The sequence below is a fragment of the Streptosporangium sp. NPDC001681 genome (assembly GCF_040298085.1).
Classification (GTDB): Bacteria; Actinomycetota; Actinomycetes; order Streptosporangiales; family Streptosporangiaceae; genus Streptosporangium.
On sequence record NZ_JBEOZN010000092.1, the window covers coordinates 14,505 to 32,418 of the forward strand.

Here is a 17,914-nt window from a genome sequence, read left to right on the forward strand (position 1 = left end):
ACCCTGCGACATCACTTGCCAAGGACGGAACGGATGACCCTCGCGCTTGCCGTGGAAAACGACGAACTGGTCGTCGATGTGCCGGAGCACTCACCGGTGCGGTTGCCGCTCGCCGGTGCGGGCCGGGCGAGCAGGTTGCTGATCTTCGGCTACCCCGGCCGGGGCAGGACGAGATACGGCCTGGCGGTGCTCGACGAGTCCGGCCTGGTCATGCTGGAGGCTCCGGGGTCCCGGTCGAGGAGAGCGGTGGAGGCGTTCGCCGCGGGCAACGGGCTGGAGTTCGAGTTCCGGGCGTTCGACACCCCGCAGCAGGCCAGGGTCGCGCTGGCCCGCAGGTCGCCGAGGTGGCGCGCGGTGACCTGGCGCAGGGCGCCCGCGCCCCTGCCGCGCCTGCGCGTGCCCGGTGCGAGAAGCCTCAGGCCGCCGCTGAGCTCGCCGAAGGTGTGGTGGCGCGAGCAGTTGCTGTACGTGCTCATGTGGGCGGTGCTCGCCTACGGGGCGGCCTTCGTGGCGCTGGTGCTCCTCAACCTGACCAATACCCGCGCCGACGTCACCAGGGGAGACGTCACTCAGGGAGACGTCACCTGGGGAATGGAGCCGCTCGGGGTCGCCGCCCTGGTGCTGGCCGGGCTGACGGTCGTCGGGGCCGTCGTCGTGATCGGGGTCGGCCGCCGCAGGTCCCGCGACCAGACCGCCCAGGGGCGCGTGCTCAGGCGCGGGGGCCAGCCGCACTGCCGCCTGGTGGTCGTCCACGGCCGCCTGCTGCTGGAGACCGCGCGTAGGACCCGCGAGCTGGACGCCTCCGAGCTGCTGCTCTACTCGGCGGAGTCCGGCGTGACCGGCCTGCTGGTGGGCGGGGGGCTGTTCCACCTGCCGGGGCGTTGGAACGCGGGGGACGTCGAGCGCTTCGCCGCGGGCAACGGCCTTGGGTTCCAGGCTCGCTCGCTGACCCACGAGGAGTACCTGGACCTGACGGCGGAGGCGAAGGACGCGGTCCCCTGACCCGCCGGCCGGGAATGTCTACTGCACGATCCGCAGCATGATGTCGGAGGCCGTGGGCCGGTTGCGGGGCTGCTTGTCCAGGCAGGCCGCGGCCAGCGGGCGCAGTGACTGGGGCAGGGCCGTCAGGTCCGGCTGGTGGTTGATCACTCGGTTCAGGATCGCGGGGATGGTGTCCTCACCGAAGGCCACCCGGCCGGAAGCGGCGAAGATCATGGTCGAGGCCCAGCTGAACACGTCGGTCTCCGGGCCGATCGTCTCGCCCGCGAGCTGCTCGGGCGACATGTAGGCGGGGGTGCCCATGATGTTGCCCGATGTCGCGGTGACCTGGTCGAGGGCCCGGGCGATGCCGAAGTCGATCACGCGGGGTCCGTCGGCGCCGATCAGCACGTTGGCCGGTTTGAAATCCCGGTGCACCACGCCGGCCCGGTGGATCGCGGCCAGCGCGCCCGCCGTGGCCAGGGCCAGCCGGGTCAGCCCGTCCTCGTCGCGCGGACCCTTGTCGCGGACCAGCTGCTCCAGGGAGACGCCCTCCACGTACTCGCTGACGACGTACGCCTGGTCCTCGTTGATGTTCACGTCCAGCACCCGGGCCGTGGAGAAGGTCGCCACCCTGCGCGTCGCCTCCACCTCCCGCAGGAATCGCTCCCTGACCACCTGGTTGCCGTTGAAGTGCTCGTGCAGCACCTTGATCGCGACCTTCTGCCCCTGCGGGGTGAGCGCGAGGTGGACCGTTCCCTGACCGCCCTTCCCCAGGTTGCCGATCAGGCGGTAGGGCCCCAGCCAGCCCTGGGGGGCCGGGGTGTTCTGCGGGCTTTGGGGGTTCTGGCCCGGTACGGCGTGGGTGGGCGGGCCCTGCGGGAATTGGCCCTGGGTGAATTGGCCCTGCGTGAAGTGGCTCTGCACGTACTGGGGCGGCCGGTCGTCACGCTGATGGTGCTGTGCCTGCTGGTATCCGCCGTGCTGCGCGGGCCCCGGGTGCCGCTGCGCCGGCCGTTGCGCGGGCGGGTGCTGGACCGAGACCACCGTGGGGCCGGTCTGGTGGGGCATCGGCTGGGGCGGGCGCCCGTACTCCGGGGCCGGCCGCGGGTGGAACTCCTGGAACGGCCGTGGCCGGAACACTGCTCCCCTGAGGATCAGCGCGTGGCCCAGCCCGCCGAGCCAGCTGCCGAACAGGCCGATCATTCCGATGGTGTCCAGCCAGACCGGGATGAGATCGGAGCTCCCGTAGATCCCGGCGGCGATCACGAAGGTGCCGATGCCGAGGGCGTAGAGGGCGGTGGCGAGGGCCAGCAGCGGGCTCCGCAGCCGGCGCGCGGCGTGGCCGATGACGAACGGCGTCCCGACACCGCAGGTCAACAGGGGCACCAGCGCCCACACCACGCTCCACGCGGTGTTGGATCGTGCCGGTGGTCGCGGCTGCCAGGCCGGTCCGTACTGGTGGGACATGTGCCGAACAATACGATTTTTTCAGCATGTCCGCAGTCTCTTCGGTGTTGGCTCGGTGGTTGGGGGGCGATTATCGAACACACAGTCTGTGGATAACTTCTGTGGATAACCCGGGTGATCTCTGTGTTGTGACGGTCTGGAGGGCCCACCGCATTCCCGAGCGCCCCACTGTGCGTCATGATGTTGAGTTGTGGCACGGATACCAGGAGTGGGGTTGGTGAAGGGACTCTCCGTCACCCTTCGCCACATGCTGAGCAGATCGGTGACTCAGCAGTACCCCGAAGTCCGGCCGGATCTGCCCCCGAGGAGCAGGGGGGTGATCGCGCTGGTCGAGGAGAACTGCACGGTGTGCATGCTCTGCGCTCGCGAGTGCCCCGACTGGTGCATCTACATCGACTCCCACAAGGAGACCCTCCCCGCCCCCGAGGGGGGCCGTCCCCGCGCCCGCAACATGCTCGACCGGTTCGCGATCGACTTCTCCCTCTGCATGTACTGCGGGATCTGCATCGAGGTCTGCCCGTTCGACGCGCTGTTCTGGTCTCCGGAGTTCGAGTACGCCGAGGGTGACATCCGCAACCTCCTTCACGAGAAGGACAAGCTGGCCGCCTGGGCCCAGACCGTTCCGCCGCCCCCGGCCCACGAGCCGGGCGCCGAGCCGCCGAAGGAACTGGCGGCCACCTCCCGCCCGGTCCGCCCCCGTCCCACGCCGGCTCCCCAGGCTGCCGCGACTCCCGCGCCCGAGGCCCCGGGAGTTCCCGAGGAGCCACCCGCGCGACGTGTTCCGCCACCCGGCAGACCGGCCAGGACAGGTCCCTCGGCGGGACACGCGAGCGTCCGGGCCATCCGGCCGCCGGGTGCCCTCCCTAAGAAGGACACTCCGTCCACAGGCGAGTCGTCCACCGAGAAGTTATCCACAGGCAAGGGTGACGTTCCTCCGAAAGCGGCCCCGCCGGAGCAGACTTCTTCCACGGATCCGAGTGGAGAGCCCGAGGAGGAGACATGACCGAGGCGCCGTCCTATCTGTCGCCGACCGGGCAGGAGATCGTCTTCCTCCTGCTGGGCGCGGTGGCCGTCGGGTCGGCGCTGCTTACCGTGACCACCAGACAACTCGTCCACGCCGCCCTGTGGCTGGTGGTCTGCTTCGGCGCGCTGGCCGGGGGCTACCTGGTCCTCACCGCCGAGTTCGTCGCCTGGGTCCAGGTGCTGATCTACGTCGGCGCGATCGTCATCCTGCTGCTGTTCGGCATCATGCTCACCCGTGCTCCGATCGGCAGGAGCGCCGACCTCGACAGCTCGAACCGGCCGACCGCCGTGATCGTGGCGATCGCCACCGCGGCCGTGCTGGTCACCGTCGTCGTCGACGGCTTCCGGATGGCCTACGTCCCGCTTGAGCCCGGCGGCGGTTCGGCCGGGGAACTCGGCGCGAGCATCTTCCGCAACTGGGTGCTCCCGTTCGAAGTGCTCTCGGTCCTGCTGCTGGCGGCACTGATCGGCGCCATCGTCCTGTCCCGCACCGACATTCGCGGGAGGGACTGAAGGTGCACGTCGTCTACCCCCTGGTCGTCTCGGCACTGCTCTTCTCCATCGGCGTGTACGGCGTGCTCGCCCGGCGCAACACGATCCTCGTGCTGATGTCCGTCGAGATCATGCTCAACGCCGTCAACCTCAACCTGGTCGTCTTCGACGTCTGGTTACGCGACCGGCTGCACAGCGGGCAGGTGCTCACCCTGTTCGTCATCGTGATCGCCGCCGCCGAGGTCGGTCTCGGTCTCGCGATCGTTCTCGCGCTCTACCGCAACCGCCGGACCATCGACCTCGACCGCCTCCGCTCCCTGGCCGAGCCCACCGACCCCGGGCCGGTCGACCCCGGACCCGATGGCATCCAGCCCACCGATCCCGGATCCACCGGCCCCGCCGGAGAGGCACTCCCCGGCGAGGCCGGTGCCCACTCCCCACCTCGGCCCCAGAGCCCGGAGCAGACCCCGGCCGAGACCCGGAGCCTGCCCCAGGGCCACACCCGGACCGCGACCCGCACGCGGCAGTCCCGGTTTCCCGCCGGATCCGAGACGGACACCAGGCCGGGTGACGCGTCATGATCACTGTCGCCTCGCTCGTGATCCTGCTGCCCTTCCTCGCCGCGGCCACCGGGCTTCTCGGCTCCCGCTTCCCCCGGGGGCTTCGCGGCGCGACGTCCCGCACCCCCGGCACAGACCTCAACGCCGGCGCCAACCGCCGGGCCGCCTGGATCGCCGTGCTGCCCACCGCGATCTCCACCGCCCTGGCGATCTGGCTGGCCTACGCCACCTGGGCGGCCACCGGCCAGGGTGGAATCGAGCCGCGGGTCCCGATCGGGAGCGGGGGCCAGGTCGCGGCCGACGGCGTCACCGCGACGTTCACCGTCATCGAGACGGGGTCGGTGCCGATCTCGGTCGGGCTGCTCGTCGACGGCCTCGCCGCGTCGATCGCGGTGCTGGTCACCGTGGTCGCGCTGGCCGTGCAGATCTACTCCATCGGCTACCTGCGCGGTGACCGGCGTTACCCGTCCTACAGCTCCTTCATCAGCCTGTTCACCAGCGCCATGCTGCTGGTCGTCTACGCGGCGGACCTCCTGGTCCTCTACGTGGGCTGGGAGATCATGGGCCTGTGCTCGTACCTGCTGGTCGGGCACTGGTGGGAGGAGCGGGCCAACTCGCGAGCGGCGATCAAGGCGTTCCTCGTCACCCGGATCGGCGACGTCGGCTTCCTGTTCGGCATCTTCGTCCTCGGGACGGCGGCCGGCAGCTTCAGGATCGCCGACGTCATCGCCGGGGTCCCCGAGATGTCGTCCGGCACCCTCATCGCCGCCACCATGCTGCTGCTGGCCGGGGTCGCGGGCAAGAGCGCCCAGGTTCCGCTGCACGTCTGGCTCCCCGACGCGATGGCAGGACCGACACCGATCAGCGCCCTCATCCACGCGGCCACCATGGTCGCCGCCGGGATCTTCGTCGTCGCCCGGCTCTATCCCGCCTTCCTCGGCGCCCGGCCCACCCTGGACGTGCTCGCGGTCCTGGCCGCCCTCGGCATGCTCGGCGCGGCCCTCGCCGCCCTGGCCCAGGACGATCTCAAGCGCGTCCTCGCCTACTCCACGATCAGCCAGCTCGCCTACATGGCGGGTGCCCTGGCCGCAGGCTCACGGGACGCCGCGATCTTCCACCTGATCACCCACGGGGCTTTCAAGGCACTGCTCTTCCTCTGCGCCGGAGCGGTGATCCACGCGGTCGGCTCCAACCTGATGAGCACGATGGGAGGTCTCCGCAGGGGGCTTCCGGTCACCTTCGCCGCGATGACGATCGGCTTCGCCGCCCTGATGGGCCTGCCTCCGGCCAGCGGCTTCTTCAGCAAGGACGAGATGCTGACGGGCATCGAGCACTCCCTGTCCGCGGGCCCGCTGACCGATGCCGCGGCCCTGCTGCTCTACGGCTGCGCCCTCGCCACGATCGCGGTGACCGGCGCCTACGCCACCCGCGCGTGGCTGCGCACCTTCTTCGGCCAGCGTGCCCCGCGGCCCGAGCCCGTGGCGGGCGAGGCCCACGCCGCCGTACCCGCCGTACATGAGGCGCCGGCCAGTATGCGCTGGCCCATCGTCGTGCTGGCCGTTCCGGCCCTGCTCCTCGGCTTCGTCCGCGTCGGCGACGTCCACTGGGGCACCGCCGCCCTCAGCCTCACGGTGGCACTGCTGGGTGCGGGGGCGGTCTACGCGGTGTGGCGCTCCGCGCCCCAGACCGACCCGGCCCGCATGCTCGGCCCCTTCCGCGTCCCCTGCGAGCGGGCCTTCTACGTCGACTCCGTCTACACCGGGCTCCTCGTCCGGCCCGTGCTGCTCCTCGCGCGCCTCGTCGTCCGCACGGACAACCGCGTGGTGGACGGCACGGTACGCGGCTCGGGCCGGACGACCCTGAGACTGGCGGGGCTGGTCCGCCTGGTGCAGAACGGCAACGCCCAGCTCTACGTCACCGGCCTGCTGGCGGGCGTCCTCCTGATCGCGGCCGGGGCGGTGATCTTCGGGTGAGCTCTCTGTCCCTCCGGGGCGGCGTGGGTGCCGCCGTACCGCTCTCCACCCGTCTGGCGGTGACGCGCCGTTGACCTCTCCCCGGCGACCGAACTCAGTGCCGAACCTGGAAGCGAACCCAGAGCCGAATCCGGGGCCGAATTTCTGTGAGGTGGCCGCGCCATGAGCTGGCTCCTGATCGCACTTCTCGGCGTGCCGCTCGCCGGAGCCACCGTGCTGCTCGTGCCGTCCGGTGCGGATACGGCGGCAAGGAAGCGGCTGCTCAGGGTGCACGGGCCGGTCGTCTCCGGGGTCACCTTCGCACTGTCGGTGGTGCTGGCCGCCGCGTTCGACCACGGTGACGCCGCCCGCGTGCAGTTCGTGACCGACCTGGCCTGGATCCCCGGCCTGGACCTCAGGTTCCACCTCGGCGTGGACGGGATCTCACTGCCGTTGGTCGTGCTGACCACGCTGCTGACCTTTCTCTGCTTCGTCTACCTGTGCCGGGGCCGCGCCGACGGCCCCGGGCAGTTGCTGAGCCCCGGACGCGGCGGTAACCGGCCACGGGCACTGGTGTTCACGCTGCTCGTCCTCGAAGTGGGCATGATCGGCACGTTCCTCGCGCTCGACCTGCTGCTGTTCTTCGTGTTCTTCGAGGTCGTCCTCATCCCGATGTACTTCGTGATCGCCATCTGGGGAGGACGTGCCCGCCGGGCGGCGGCGATCAAGTTCATCCTCTACACCCTGCTGGGCTCGGTGGTCCTCCTGCTCGGCCTACTGATCATCTGGTCGCAGACCGGCACCCTGGACATGACCGCTCTGGCCCAGGCGCGGGGGACGGGCATGTCCCGCCCGGTGCAGATCATCGCCTTCCTGGCCGTCGGCATCGGTCTCGCGGTCAAGACCCCGATGTGGCCGCTGCACACCTGGCTGCCCGACGCCCATACCGAGGCGCCCACCGTCGGCTCGGTGCTCCTGGCGGGGGTGCTGCTCAAGATGGGTACGTACGGTTTCGCCAGAATCGCGATCCCGGTCCTGCCCGACGGGGCCGCCGCCGTGGCACCCTGGCTCGGAGCCTTCGCGGTGATCGGCATCATCTACGGCTCGTTGGCCTGCCTCGCCCAGCGCGACCTCAAAAGGATGATCGCCTACTCCTCGGTCGGCCACATGGGTTTCGTGCTCCTCGGTTTCGCCACGCTGACCCCCGTCGGGATCAACGGCGCGCTGTTCGGCAACATCGCCCACGGCCTGATCACCGCCCTGCTGTTCTTCGTCGCCGGGGCGATCAAGGAGCGCTACGGCACCTCGGACATGCCCGCCCTCGGCGGCGGCATGCTGACCCGCCTTCCCCACCTCGGTTCCCTGCTCACCTTCGCCTGCGTCGCCTCACTCGGGCTGCCGGGGCTGGCGGGTTTCTGGGGTGAGATGCTGGCCCTCCTCGGCGCCTTCGAACCGGCCCCGGGCCTGTCCGGCCCCCTCTACCTGGTCTTCATGGCTCTCGGAGGTCTCGGCACCGTGCTGACCGCCGCCTACTTCCTGCTCATGCTCTCCCGCGTCACCCACGGCCGGAGCACCGAGACCGTCCACGTCCCGATCCTCGCCGTGGCCGGCACGGATGCTCTCCCCTCCACGGGTCCGGCCGGATCCGAGGACGACGCCCTCGGATCCAGGGCGGACGGGGAGGACCTCCCCGCGGCCGCGGTGGCCGCGGGCGGGGGAGGCACGCACCCGCCGGGAGCGGCGAGCGCGGGCAGGCCGCGGATGCCCGACGTCATGGGCTACGAGCTGGCCGCCTGGGTGCCGCTGATCGTGTTGATCCTGCTGTTCGGGCTCTGGCCCAAGGCACTCCTCCTGCTCACCGATCCGGTGGTCCGGACCCTGGTGGGGGCACCGTGATCCAGTCGATCGACTACTACGCGGTCGCGCCGCTGCTGATCCTCGCCCTCACCGCCGGGCTGGTGCTGCTCCTGGACGCCTTCCTGCCCCGCAGGCCGTACGTCCGGCCGGCGCTCGGCGCGGTCACCCTGGCCGGGGTGATCGGTGCCCTGGCGGTGGTGGTCTCGCAGGCACTGCGCACCGGAGACCCGCTGCGGACCTTCTGCGTGCCGGAGGGGTTGCTCGGCTCCCCTCACGCGGTGATCGGTGCCATCGCCCCCCTGAACACCGAACAGGCGGTGAATCCGGCCGCCGCGGCGCCGTGCTCGTTCGTGGTCGACGACTTCACACTGGTCTTCGCGGGACTCGCACTGGCGGCCGGAATCGTCGTGGTGCTGCTCTCGGCGGCAGAGCTCTCCTTCGGGGACATCCCCGTCGGCGAGTGGTACTTCCTGCTGCTCTGCACGCTGGCGGGTGCCGTCGCCCTGCCCGCCTCCCGTGACCTGATCATGCTGGTGGTCGCCCTGGAGCTCGTCTCGCTGCCGGTGTTCGCGCTCACCGCGCTCAGACGCTACGACGGCCGGAGCTCCGAGGCCGCGGTCAAGCTCTTCCTGGTCTCCGTGGTCTCCACGGCGGTGATGCTCTTCGGGGTCTCCCTGCTGTACGGGACGACCGGAACCGTCTACCTCGGCCGGATCGCCCAGGCTCTGCAGCAGCGTGTTCTCGGGGCGCCAGGCCTGAGGCTCGTCCTGGACGGTGCCGACACCGCCTACAGCTCCTCGCTGCAGATCGGCTACGACCTGCCCGCCGTGGTCACCGTGGCGATGGTGCTGCTCCTCGCCGGGTTCGCCTTCAAGATCGCGGCGGTGCCGTTCCACGCGTGGGCGGGCGATGTCTACCAGGGGGCGCCCATCCCCGTCGCGGCCCTGCTCTCCGTCATCTCCAAGGCTGCCGGATTCGCCGGACTGATCCTCATCCTGGTCGTCGCCCTGGGCGGCCAGGGCGCCATCTGGGTCCCGCTGATCGCGATCATCGCCGCGCTCACCATGACCGTGGGCAACCTCCTGGCCATGCGCCAGCGCCATGCCGTGCGGCTGCTCGCCTGGTCGTCCGTCGCCCAGTCGGGCTACATCCTCGCTCCCCTCGGCGCCGGGCGCCACGAGGCGGTGAACGCTTCGATCGCCTACCTGGTCTTCTACGCGGCGATGAACCTCGGGGCGTTCGCCGTGGTCACGCTGGTGTCGAGGCGCTCCGGCAGGGGGGAGTTGGACGACTACCGGGGCCTGGCGTTCCGGAACCCGGCGGCCGGGCTGGCACTGGCCTTCTTCCTGATCTGCCTGGCGGGCCTGCCCCCGGGGCTGGCCGGGCTCTTCGCCAAGATCGTGGTGTTCCGGGAGCTCCTCAGCGGTGGCGGCGGCTGGCTGGCCGTGGTGATGGCGGTCAACACGGTCGTGGGCCTCTACTACTACATCGCCTGGGTGGTGCGGATCTTCACTCCGGCCACCGAGGGCACGGAAACGGCCGGCCGCGCCGCCGGATGGATGCCCGCCGGTGTGGCGATCGCGGTGGCCGGGATCGTCGCGGTCGCGTTCTCGGTCGCCCCCCAACTGGTCCTCGACCTCGTCCCCGGAGCACTGATCGCCGCGGGCTGAAACACCTGGGAACGTTTGTCCTGGCTGGAAACGTTGTCACAGGTGAATCGGCATCAACCGAAAGGGGGGTGTAGTGCACCACAACGGTCTGCGTACCGCGGTCCTTCTCGGCGCACTGTCCGCGGTGATCATCGCGGTGGGGGCGTGGTTCGGAGGCGGCGCAGGCGTGCAGATCGCGGTTCTGGTCGCGCTGGTGACCAACGGTGCCGCCTATTTCTTCTCCGACCGCATCGCGCTGTCGGCCATGCGCGCCCGGCCGGTGAGTGAGGTCGAGCAGCCGCTGCTCTACCGGATCGTGCGCGAGCTCTCCACGCAGGCCCGCCAGCCCATGCCCCGGCTCTACGTCTCGCCGACCATGCAGCCCAACGCCTTCGCGACGGGGCGCAACCCTCGTAACGCCGCCGTCTGCGTCACCTACGGGATCACTCAGATACTCGACGAGCGCGAGCTGCGCGGTGTCATCGGGCACGAGCTCTCCCACGTCTACAACCGCGACATCCTGATCTCCTCGGTGGCCGGAGCGCTCGCCACCATGATCACTTATCTCGGCTACGTCGGGTTGTTCTTCGGCGGCGGAGAGGACGACGAGGGTCCCGGATTCATCGGCGCACTCCTCATGATCGTGCTGGGCCCGGTCGCGGCCGGGATGATCCAGATGGCCATCTCCCGCTCCCGCGAATACCAGGCGGATGAGTCAGGGGCTCGGCTGACCGGCGATCCGCTGGCACTCGCCTCGGCACTGAGAAAGATCGAGATGGGCACCCGCCATCTGCCCCTCCCGGAGAACGGGCGGATCGCCTCCGCCTCCCACCTGATGATCGCCAACCCCTTCCGCGGTGCGGGGCTCGGCCGGATGTTCTCCACCCACCCGCCCACCGCCGAGCGTGTCGCCCGCCTGGAGCGCATGGCCGGGTACCGCCGCTGACCGCTTGACGCGAGAGCCCCTGGCAGGTTGCCGCCGCCGACCCCGCCGGATGAGGCGGGTCAGGGCGTCAGACCGGTGATGATCGGGTTGTGGACGGATCCGGGCACGATGAAGCCGCCGATCCGCTCCGTCCGGCCTGACTCCGGGTCGACCCGGTACCAGGCGTAGCGAGTGCCTCCCCCTCTCCTCAACCTGCGCGAGGTGACCGTCTGCAGGTCGAGGTGGCCCTTGCTGTTCCAACGCAGCCTGGTAGGGGTCCTGCCACGGGGTACGGGGATGGGGCCGCGCCTCAGCGCGCTGCCCGCGGACACGTCCCACAGGCCGATCCCCGCGTCACGCGCCGTGAAATGGGCCACGGTCTCCCCGTCAGGACCGAGCGCGCCTCCCACCGGGACGCGTCCCCACTCGGCGAAGGGCGACATCGAGTAGATCCCCGCCTGGAACGAGTCATCCACCACCAGCACGAACCTCGCGTCGGGGCTGAAGCTCCAAGGCCGCAACCCCGGCGGCACCGGGACACTCTTACCGCTGTACGTGTCCAGGATCCGGTGCCCCCACCGGACGCCCAGCACCACGTACCGCCCGCCGGGAGAGAGTTCGATCCGCGCCGCGCGCATGGCGCTCGACCACTTCACGCCGGGCACCGTGCGTATCTCGCCGGTCGTCATCTCCCGTACCACCAGCGCCCCGTCGCCGAGTTGGAAATAAGTGACATACCTCCCGTTGGGCGACAGGGCCAGCGGAGCCCGTTGCCTGCCCCTGGAGAACACCCGGGCGTCGGTGAGGCTGACCACCCTGCCGCCGCGCACCCAGAGCTTCCACGGAGCACAGACGCATCCGTCGAGCCCCGCGTACCGGACCGGAGATCTCGCGCCCCCGGCCTGGGCGGGGACGCCCGCCCCCATGACCACGACGACCACGACGACGCAAACACTCAAGCGGCGGAACAATCCCACTGAGGACCCCCCGAGTCTTCCGGACATTCGGGGGGCGTCCGTTACGTACGGGCTACTGTACGCCTCGGTCAAGGCTGGCCGGCGGTGCCGTCATGTGCCAAGCGACACGGGAGTGTCAGCGGGCGTGCTCGCCACCGCGGCATGGTGGCGCAGGGCCGACCACAACCGCTGACAGCCGATACCGCCGACGCGCGCAGCAGGGTACGGGCGAACGCCGGCTTTTGGAAACACACTCGTTGTGCCTGGTGACACACCGACTCACGATGATCATGTCAACGAATGTGACGCCAAGCCGGACTCACCGTTCCGTTCCCACCGGACCCTCGGTGTCAGCGGCGGTGCGGCAGCGTGCACTCCGGCCGGTCCTTGCCTCATCCCCGGGATGGCGAAATGCCCCGCCGGTGTTGCGGTCATTTCGTGCGCCGGCGTGCCTGTCTTACTTCATGGTCGATTGCCCAGGCGTCCGCTACCGGGCCCACGTGCCCGAGCTTGTCGGGATTGATCACCGAGCGGATCGTCTGGATCTGCCCGTCGAGTACATCGAGCGCCAGGATGTGGAGCACCTTGCCGTCCCGGTCGTGGAAGATCGCGCCCGGCTGGCCGTTGACCTCGTGCGGCTCGAACGTCACGTCGATCCGGGCCATCTGGGGAAAGAGGGAGGCGAGCAGCCGGGCCACGTTCTCGGCGCCGATGACGGCCCTGGCCAGCTGCGGGGCCTTGCCGCCGCCGTCACCGACCATCGATACGTCGGCGGCGAGCAGTTCCCGCAGGCCGGCGACGTCGCCTTCGCGGAGGGCGTCGAAGAACCGCGACGCCAGTTCCTCCCGCTCTTTGCGGACCGCTTCGAAGCGCGGCCGCCCGGCCTCCATATGCCGCCGCGCCCGCACCAGCAGCTGCCGGCACGCCGCCTCCGACCGCCCCACCGCCGCGGCGACCTCGTCAAACCCGAAGCCGAACACCTCCCGCAGCACGAACACCGCACGCTCCAGCGGGCTGAGCCGCTCCAGCAGCAGCAACGCCGCCATCGACACCGAGTCGGCCAGCTCCACCGACCGCGCCGGATCCTGATACGGATCGCTCAGCAGCGGCTCGGGAAACCACGGGCCCACGTACGCCTCCCGCCGCACTCGCGCGGAGCGCAGCACATCGATCGAGATCCGCGTCACCGCGGCCGACAGAAGAGCCTTGGTCGACGTGGGCCGGGTCGCCAAGCCGTCATAGCGCAGCCATGTCTCCTGCACCGCGTCCTCGGCCTCGCCCACACTGCCCAGAATCCGATAGGCGATCGAAAACAGCAGCGGCCGCAGCTCCTCGAACTCCTCGACCTTGCTCACGCCGAATCTCCTCCCCTTGAACCCCTCTCACCCGGCCGTACTCGCCGGCGCAGGCATCTTCTGGTGATCATCCGAGCCATCGGCACACGCCCCCGAGCCCGGGGGCTCGGAGCCCGCAGCCGGACCCCGAGCCGGTTGCCGATGCCGTTCAGTGGAACTGCCCGGGCACGTAGTCGCCGGCCGGCTGCCGGGTGATGATGTTCAGCCGGTTCGCCGTGTTCATGAAGGAGACCAGGAGCACCAGGGCGGCGAGCTGCCCCTCGTCGTAGTGCTTGGCGGCGTACGCCCACACCTCGTCGCTGACCCCACCGGCCGCATCCGCGACCCGGGTCCCCTCCTCCGCCAGCTCCAGTGCGGCACGCTCGGCCTCGGTGAAGACCGTGGCCTCCCGCCACGCGGCGACCAGGTTCAGCCGCACCGAGGTCTCACCGGCAGCGACGGCCTCTTTGGTGTGCATGTCGATGCAGACGGCGCAGCCGTTGATCTGACTTACCCGAAGCGCCACCAGTTCCTGCGTGGCGGTCGGCAGTGGCGAGTCCTTGAGCGCCTTGCCCGCCGACATGAAGTACTTGAGGACCTTGCCGGCGGTCGGGTCGGCGAAGTAGTTGAGTCGCGCGTCCATGGTGTGCTCCTCTGTGGTCGTTGATGGCTACACCCCCTGAGACGGGGTAGCCCGACCCCCTGTGACATAGACGAATGTGACCTGCGTCTCCCGGCCGCCGAGCCCGGCCGGCTCGGCGTCGATCCGCTGAGCGCGCTCGCGCAGGGCCAGGTCCGGGCGGGTCGGCAACGCCTCCATTTCGGCCCGAGGCAGCGCCCGGGGCCGGTCCGGTGCGCGCGCCCGGCGGCGGAGGCGGCGCAGTGGGTCACCGGCCAGCCAGTCCTGATCGCGCCACCACCCGCACGCCGAGCCTCATCTACGGCTTCCGCCGAAATCCGGTCCGATCCTCCCCGAAGGCCCCTTCTGACACAACGCACAGGCCCACCCGCAGGTCTGGGAGCATCAGGCACGACGAGCCGAACGCCCGCGCACTGACACCCTCGTGTCGCTTGGCATCACGGGTGTCACCCGACCTCGGAGAAAGCCCGGTCGGACCAGGGCGAAAAGGCCGGCCCTCGGGGTCCGGTCCGGCTGGGCCCGTGGTCTCAGGAGTGCTGGGTGACCGGGTCGGTCTCCTCGGAGGAGAGACCGGGGATGCCGTCGATGCTCTCGCGGTTCTTCTTCGCCCGGTAGGCACGCCGCTCCTGGATATCCTTGCGGCCCGCCCACTCGTCCAGCAGCGTCCGGTCACTGTCGAAGGACATGAACGGCACGGAGAAGCCGCAGGAGTCGGCGATGCGGTCGCAGTCGACGACGATGATCGACCGCACACCCGGGTGCGGGCCGAAGTTCTTGATCAGCGTGGCGAAGTCAGGGCTCTCCGGTACGACGACCCGGCCGGTGCCGTACAGGCGAAGAATGTTGGGAGGGCCGGAGAAGGCGCAGAACATGACCGTGATCCGGCCGTTCTGGCGGAGGTGGGAGATGGTCTCCACCCCGCTGCCGTCCAGGTCCAGGTAGGCGATGGTGGTGTCGTCGAGAACGGCGAAGGTGTCGGCGTATCCCTTGGGGGACATGTTGACGTGACCGCCCTGCTCGGGAGCCGTCGCCACGAAATAGACCGGCTGCGCTTTGATGAACTCGCGCAGCCGGTCATTGATCTTGTCATGAATTTTCCCCATAAAAGCGAAGATAATTCACGGTCACTCGCCGGGCAGCCACCAGACCCACACGTTCTTCCTGAGTCTGAAGGAGTCCAGCTTGCGAGTGCTCCCGGTCTCGGCGTTCAGCGTTCGCTTCACGGCGGAGCCCAGCTCGCCCTCCTGGTCGCTGCGGCTGGTCCAGAGGGTGAGCGAGCCGGCCGTGTCCCAGGAGAGACGCTGCGCGGCCTCGCCCTTGGGCATGCCGATTCCGATCGCCTCGGAGACGGTGTCAGAGGACAGGTCATAGGTACGCAGGCGGGGCCCGCTCGATTCGCTGGAGATGACCAGGGCCACGGTGTTCCCGTCGTCGGCCAGTGCGACAGGCGCGTTGTTGGACACGATCTGCGGGATGATCTGGCTCGCCGTCCTGTTGCCTTCGGCGTCGAAGACCACGAACTCGGTGGTGTTGTCATCGGTGAACCGGGAGGTGAGCAGGTATTTCCCGCTGGGGCTGAAACCCATCAGGCTGTTCTTCGGCGGCAGCTTGGCCGTCTCGCCGGTCTTCAGGTTGATGACCAGGGTCGGCAGCCTGTTCGCGGCGTCATAGTAGTCGACCACGATGGCCGAGCCGTCAGGAGAGAGCGTCGTGTCCACGTCGCTCTGGCCGATCCCCTTGGGCAGGCTCGCGGTATCGCCCGGCAGCGGGCGGACCTTTCCGCTGCTCACTTCACGGACGACGAGTTCGCCGCCCTTGAAGTAGTTCACGAAGCGGCCGTCGTCGCTGATGGAGATCGAGTTGCTGGCGGTCCTGTCCACCTTGCCACCTGCGGACCTGGGGTGGACCTGCGCGTCGGGCAGCGTGACGGTCTTCCCGCTGCGCAGGGTCAGCATCCACGAGCCGCAGGGGACGCTGCTGTCTCCCTTGGGGCAGCTCTTGAGCCAGGCGTACCTGGCCGGGTTGTCCGTCTTCGCCACTGCCGGAGTGGCGATCATGCCGGTGGCCGCTACGGCGGCGACTGCGAGTACGGCGAATCCGTGTGAGGGTCTCATCGGTTTTTCCTTCCGTCCCCCTGATAGATGGGGCCCCGGCGGGAAAAGTTGCGTCAAGAGCCGGCGAAAGATCCGGGGAGACGGTCGCGTCGCTGAAGCGGAAGGGGGCCCGGGGCCGGTTCTCGGCCACCGGCATTTCAGGTAACCCGGACCGGGCCTCGCTGTGGAGTCGTCAGGGAACCTCTTCCGGCCGGGTGGCCAGGGCGCGCAGCCGGGTACGGATCCCGGCGCGCGAGCGCTGGTACGCCGAGGTGTCGTCGAGCAGCAGCGCGGCCGAGTTCGCCGCGGTGGCGAGCGCGTCGAACTCGAACGCCAGCTGGGCCGGTTCGACATCCGCGTCGAGCTGGCCGAGTTGCTGGGCGTCCCGGATGGTCTGCTCGTACAGGCGCAGCCAGTCGCGGCGTGCCTGGGCCAGTAGATCGCGGATCCGGCCAGGCCGTGAGTCGAACTCCGCACCCGCCGCGTAGAAGAAGCAACCGCCGGGGAAGACCCGCCGTTCTGAGTAGTCGAGCCAGCCCCCGCACAGTTCGACCAGGCGTGGCAGGCCGGGTGCGGTCCGCAGCGCCGGCTTGACCACCTCGCGAGTGAAGACCTCCTCGGCAGCCCGTATGACCGCGATCTGCAACTCCTCCTTCGAGCCGAAGTGTGCGAACAGCCCGCTCTTGCTCACCCCGAGGTCGGTGGCGAGGCGCCCGATCGACAGCCCTTCGAGCCCGTCCTGGGACGCGATGGCCATCGCGCGGTCCAGGATTCGCTGCCGGGTCTGGTCCCCGCGCACCACACGCCCGTCCTGTGTCATCTCAACCGTTCCCGTCCAAGCGGCTCGCCACTGATCGGCGACAGCCGGTGCGGAGACCATACGCGGTGGGCTGCCCGAGCCGTGCTCCCCGGCGCGACCGGCCCGCCGTGGCCCGGAGCCGAGCAGCGCCGGAACAGCTGTCGAGCATGTCCTTCGCGAATCAAACTTTAAGCACGAGCGTTCTGTTAAATCAATCATATAACTTCCAGCTTGATGGATGTTGATAGCACGATCGTTCGTTCTTATGCTGTCGGCAGGCGGATCGGCCCCCAGCTGGGCCGGACCGATGCCCAGAAAGGCGGTGAACGTGACCGAAGACGTCTCGACCGATGATTTCCACCTCCCGGCGAAGGAGGCCGACAGGCTCCTCGCCACCGCCCCGTGGAAGCGGTTCGCGGTGCTCGGCGACAGCCTCGCCGAAGGGCTGGGCGAGCCTGCCCCCGGCTACCGCACCCTGCCCTGGGCGGACCGGACCCAGGAGGCGCTGGCCCGGTGCCGGCCCGACCTGGCCTATATGAACCTCGGCCTGCGCGGCCTGGTCGCCGCCGAGGTGCGGGAACAGCAGCTCGGCCGGGCACTGGAGTTCGGGCCCGACCTCGCGGCCGTGATCTGCGGGGGCAACGACCTGTTCCGCCCGGTGGTCGACATGGACGCGGTCGAGGGCGAGCTGGACGCCATCATCGGCGGATTACGGACGGCCGGTGCGACAGTGATCACGTACCGCCTCATGAACATCGCCTCGGCCATCCCTCAGCTTGAGGCGCTCAGTCCTAAACTGCTGAGGTTGAACGAGCGGGTGAGCGCGGTCTCCGCCAGGCACGGCGCGCTGGTCGTCGACATGTGGAGCCACCCCGCCTGCGCCGACATCTCGACGTACAGCTCAGACATGATCCATGCCTCGATGCGGGGCCACGCCCTGCTCGCCGCGGAGACCATCAGACGACTGGGCCGTCACCTCGCCTCGGCCTGAAGGGCGCGTGCGTCCATCGCTGGAACCGTCGCGGGCATCCGCTGAGCATGGCGGTGCGTTTTCGGGGTCGCGGTGGACCATCCGATACCGGGTGGCTCTGGGCCACTCAAGCCTCATGATCGCTCTGAACGCGTCCGGAGGAGAGTGGCCCGAAGCGCCTGTCGTCGACTCCACTCTCGGCAGCGTGCATCCAAG

General features: G+C 69.6%; 15 protein-coding genes and 1 pseudogene. 9 read left to right on the top strand and 7 right to left on the bottom strand.

Features of this window, described 5'->3' with window-relative positions; all coding sequences use genetic code 11:
- The first annotated feature begins 33 nt into the window (after window positions 1-33).
- A complete protein-coding gene (locus tag ABT130_RS32665; protein WP_350961945.1) occupies window positions 34-1,002 on the top strand; it encodes a hypothetical protein in 969 nt (322 codons plus the stop codon).
- Between the two features lie 18 nt (window positions 1,003-1,020).
- Here ABT130_RS32665 and ABT130_RS32670 read toward each other — a convergent pair whose 3' ends face one another.
- Window positions 1,021-2,448, bottom strand: coding sequence for a serine/threonine-protein kinase (locus ABT130_RS32670; protein ID WP_350961948.1), 1,428 nt, complete (start codon window positions 2,446-2,448; stop codon window positions 1,021-1,023).
- A 247-nt stretch (window positions 2,449-2,695) separates the two neighbouring features.
- Between ABT130_RS32670 and ABT130_RS32675 the strand changes: the two genes are divergently transcribed.
- From ABT130_RS32675 to htpX, 7 genes and pseudogenes are all read left to right on the top strand, one after another.
- The gene (locus tag ABT130_RS32675; RefSeq protein ID WP_350961951.1) at window positions 2,696-3,451 is read left to right on the top strand and encodes a NuoI/complex I 23 kDa subunit family protein; all 756 of its coding nucleotides are present in this window, start codon (window positions 2,696-2,698) and stop codon (window positions 3,449-3,451) included.
- The gene (locus ABT130_RS32680) at window positions 3,448-3,984 is read left to right on the top strand and encodes an NADH-quinone oxidoreductase subunit J family protein (RefSeq protein WP_350961954.1); all 537 of its coding nucleotides are present in this window, start codon (window positions 3,448-3,450) and stop codon (window positions 3,982-3,984) included. Before ABT130_RS32675 ends, ABT130_RS32680 begins: the two co-directional genes overlap by 4 nt.
- A gap of 2 nt (window positions 3,985-3,986) precedes the next feature.
- Window positions 3,987-4,289: pseudogene (nuoK, locus tag ABT130_RS32685) on the top strand (NADH-quinone oxidoreductase subunit NuoK); the annotation flags it as partial.
- A gap of 251 nt (window positions 4,290-4,540) precedes the next feature.
- On the top strand, window positions 4,541-6,496 hold the full coding sequence (locus tag ABT130_RS32690) for an NADH-quinone oxidoreductase subunit 5 family protein (RefSeq protein ID WP_350961957.1): 1,956 nt from the start codon (window positions 4,541-4,543) through the stop codon (window positions 6,494-6,496).
- A 162-nt stretch (window positions 6,497-6,658) separates the two neighbouring features.
- Window positions 6,659-8,371, top strand: a complete 1,713-nt coding sequence (locus ABT130_RS32695) for a complex I subunit 4 family protein (RefSeq protein WP_350961960.1) — start codon at window positions 6,659-6,661, stop codon at window positions 8,369-8,371.
- Window positions 8,368-10,002 carry an NADH-quinone oxidoreductase subunit N gene (locus ABT130_RS32700; protein ID WP_350961963.1) on the top strand — a complete coding sequence of 545 codons (1,635 nt, stop codon included), beginning with the start codon at window positions 8,368-8,370 and terminating at the stop codon, window positions 10,000-10,002. Before ABT130_RS32695 ends, ABT130_RS32700 begins: the two co-directional genes overlap by 4 nt.
- Window positions 10,003-10,075: 73 nt before the next feature.
- Window positions 10,076-10,927, top strand: a complete 852-nt coding sequence (gene htpX, locus ABT130_RS32705; RefSeq protein WP_350918189.1) for a zinc metalloprotease HtpX — start codon at window positions 10,076-10,078, stop codon at window positions 10,925-10,927.
- 59 nt (window positions 10,928-10,986) lie between these two features.
- On the opposite strand, the gene ABT130_RS32710 is transcribed toward htpX, so the two are convergent.
- The 6 genes from ABT130_RS32710 to ABT130_RS32735 all read right to left on the bottom strand — a co-directional run bounded on the left by ABT130_RS32710 (window position 10,987) and on the right by ABT130_RS32735 (window position 16,749).
- The gene (locus ABT130_RS32710) at window positions 10,987-11,865 is read right to left on the bottom strand and encodes a WD40 repeat domain-containing protein (RefSeq protein ID WP_350961966.1); all 879 of its coding nucleotides are present in this window, start codon (window positions 11,863-11,865) and stop codon (window positions 10,987-10,989) included.
- Between the two features lie 428 nt (window positions 11,866-12,293).
- Window positions 12,294-13,217: an RNA polymerase sigma-70 factor gene (locus ABT130_RS32715; RefSeq protein ID WP_350961969.1), complete on the bottom strand. Its 924-nt coding sequence runs from the start codon at window positions 13,215-13,217 to the stop codon at window positions 12,294-12,296.
- Window positions 13,218-13,365: 148 nt separating this feature from the next.
- On the bottom strand, window positions 13,366-13,839 hold the full coding sequence (locus ABT130_RS32720; protein ID WP_350918180.1) for a carboxymuconolactone decarboxylase family protein: 474 nt from the start codon (window positions 13,837-13,839) through the stop codon (window positions 13,366-13,368).
- A 524-nt stretch (window positions 13,840-14,363) separates the two neighbouring features.
- Window positions 14,364-14,939: a pyridoxamine 5'-phosphate oxidase family protein gene (locus ABT130_RS32725; RefSeq protein WP_350961972.1), complete on the bottom strand. Its 576-nt coding sequence runs from the start codon at window positions 14,937-14,939 to the stop codon at window positions 14,364-14,366.
- Window positions 14,940-14,960: 21 nt separating this feature from the next.
- Window positions 14,961-15,950: a hypothetical protein gene (locus tag ABT130_RS32730; RefSeq protein WP_350961975.1), complete on the bottom strand. Its 990-nt coding sequence runs from the start codon at window positions 15,948-15,950 to the stop codon at window positions 14,961-14,963.
- A 172-nt stretch (window positions 15,951-16,122) separates the two neighbouring features.
- Complete coding sequence (locus ABT130_RS32735; protein WP_350961978.1) at window positions 16,123-16,749, bottom strand: TetR/AcrR family transcriptional regulator; 627 nt, start codon at window positions 16,747-16,749, stop codon at window positions 16,123-16,125.
- A gap of 307 nt (window positions 16,750-17,056) precedes the next feature.
- On the opposite strand from ABT130_RS32735, the gene ABT130_RS32740 reads away from it, so the two are divergent.
- Window positions 17,057-17,719, top strand: coding sequence for an SGNH/GDSL hydrolase family protein (locus ABT130_RS32740; protein WP_350961981.1), 663 nt, complete (start codon window positions 17,057-17,059; stop codon window positions 17,717-17,719).
- Window positions 17,720-17,914 lie beyond the last annotated feature (195 nt).

What these genes read in the sequence shown, in the direction of transcription:
- ABT130_RS32695 (WP_350961960.1), top strand. Translation starts at nt 6,659, where the DNA reads ATGAGCTGGCTCCTGATCGCACTTCTCGGCGTGCCGCTCGCCGGAGCC.
- ABT130_RS32735 (WP_350961978.1), bottom strand. Translation starts at nt 16,749, where the DNA reads ATGACACAGGACGGGCGTGTGGTGCGCGGGGACCAGACCCGGCAGCGA.
- ABT130_RS32680 (WP_350961954.1), top strand. Translation starts at nt 3,448, where the DNA reads ATGACCGAGGCGCCGTCCTATCTGTCGCCGACCGGGCAGGAGATCGTC.
- ABT130_RS32720 (WP_350918180.1), bottom strand. Translation starts at nt 13,839, where the DNA reads ATGGACGCGCGACTCAACTACTTCGCCGACCCGACCGCCGGCAAGGTC.
- ABT130_RS32690 (WP_350961957.1), top strand. Translation starts at nt 4,541, where the DNA reads ATGATCACTGTCGCCTCGCTCGTGATCCTGCTGCCCTTCCTCGCCGCG.
- ABT130_RS32675 (WP_350961951.1), top strand. Translation starts at nt 2,696, where the DNA reads ATGCTGAGCAGATCGGTGACTCAGCAGTACCCCGAAGTCCGGCCGGAT.
- ABT130_RS32730 (WP_350961975.1), bottom strand. Translation starts at nt 15,950, where the DNA reads ATGAGACCCTCACACGGATTCGCCGTACTCGCAGTCGCCGCCGTAGCG.
- ABT130_RS32725 (WP_350961972.1), bottom strand. Translation starts at nt 14,939, where the DNA reads ATGGGGAAAATTCATGACAAGATCAATGACCGGCTGCGCGAGTTCATC.
- ABT130_RS32670 (WP_350961948.1), bottom strand. Translation starts at nt 2,448, where the DNA reads ATGTCCCACCAGTACGGACCGGCCTGGCAGCCGCGACCACCGGCACGA.
- ABT130_RS32665 (WP_350961945.1), top strand. Translation starts at nt 34, where the DNA reads ATGACCCTCGCGCTTGCCGTGGAAAACGACGAACTGGTCGTCGATGTG.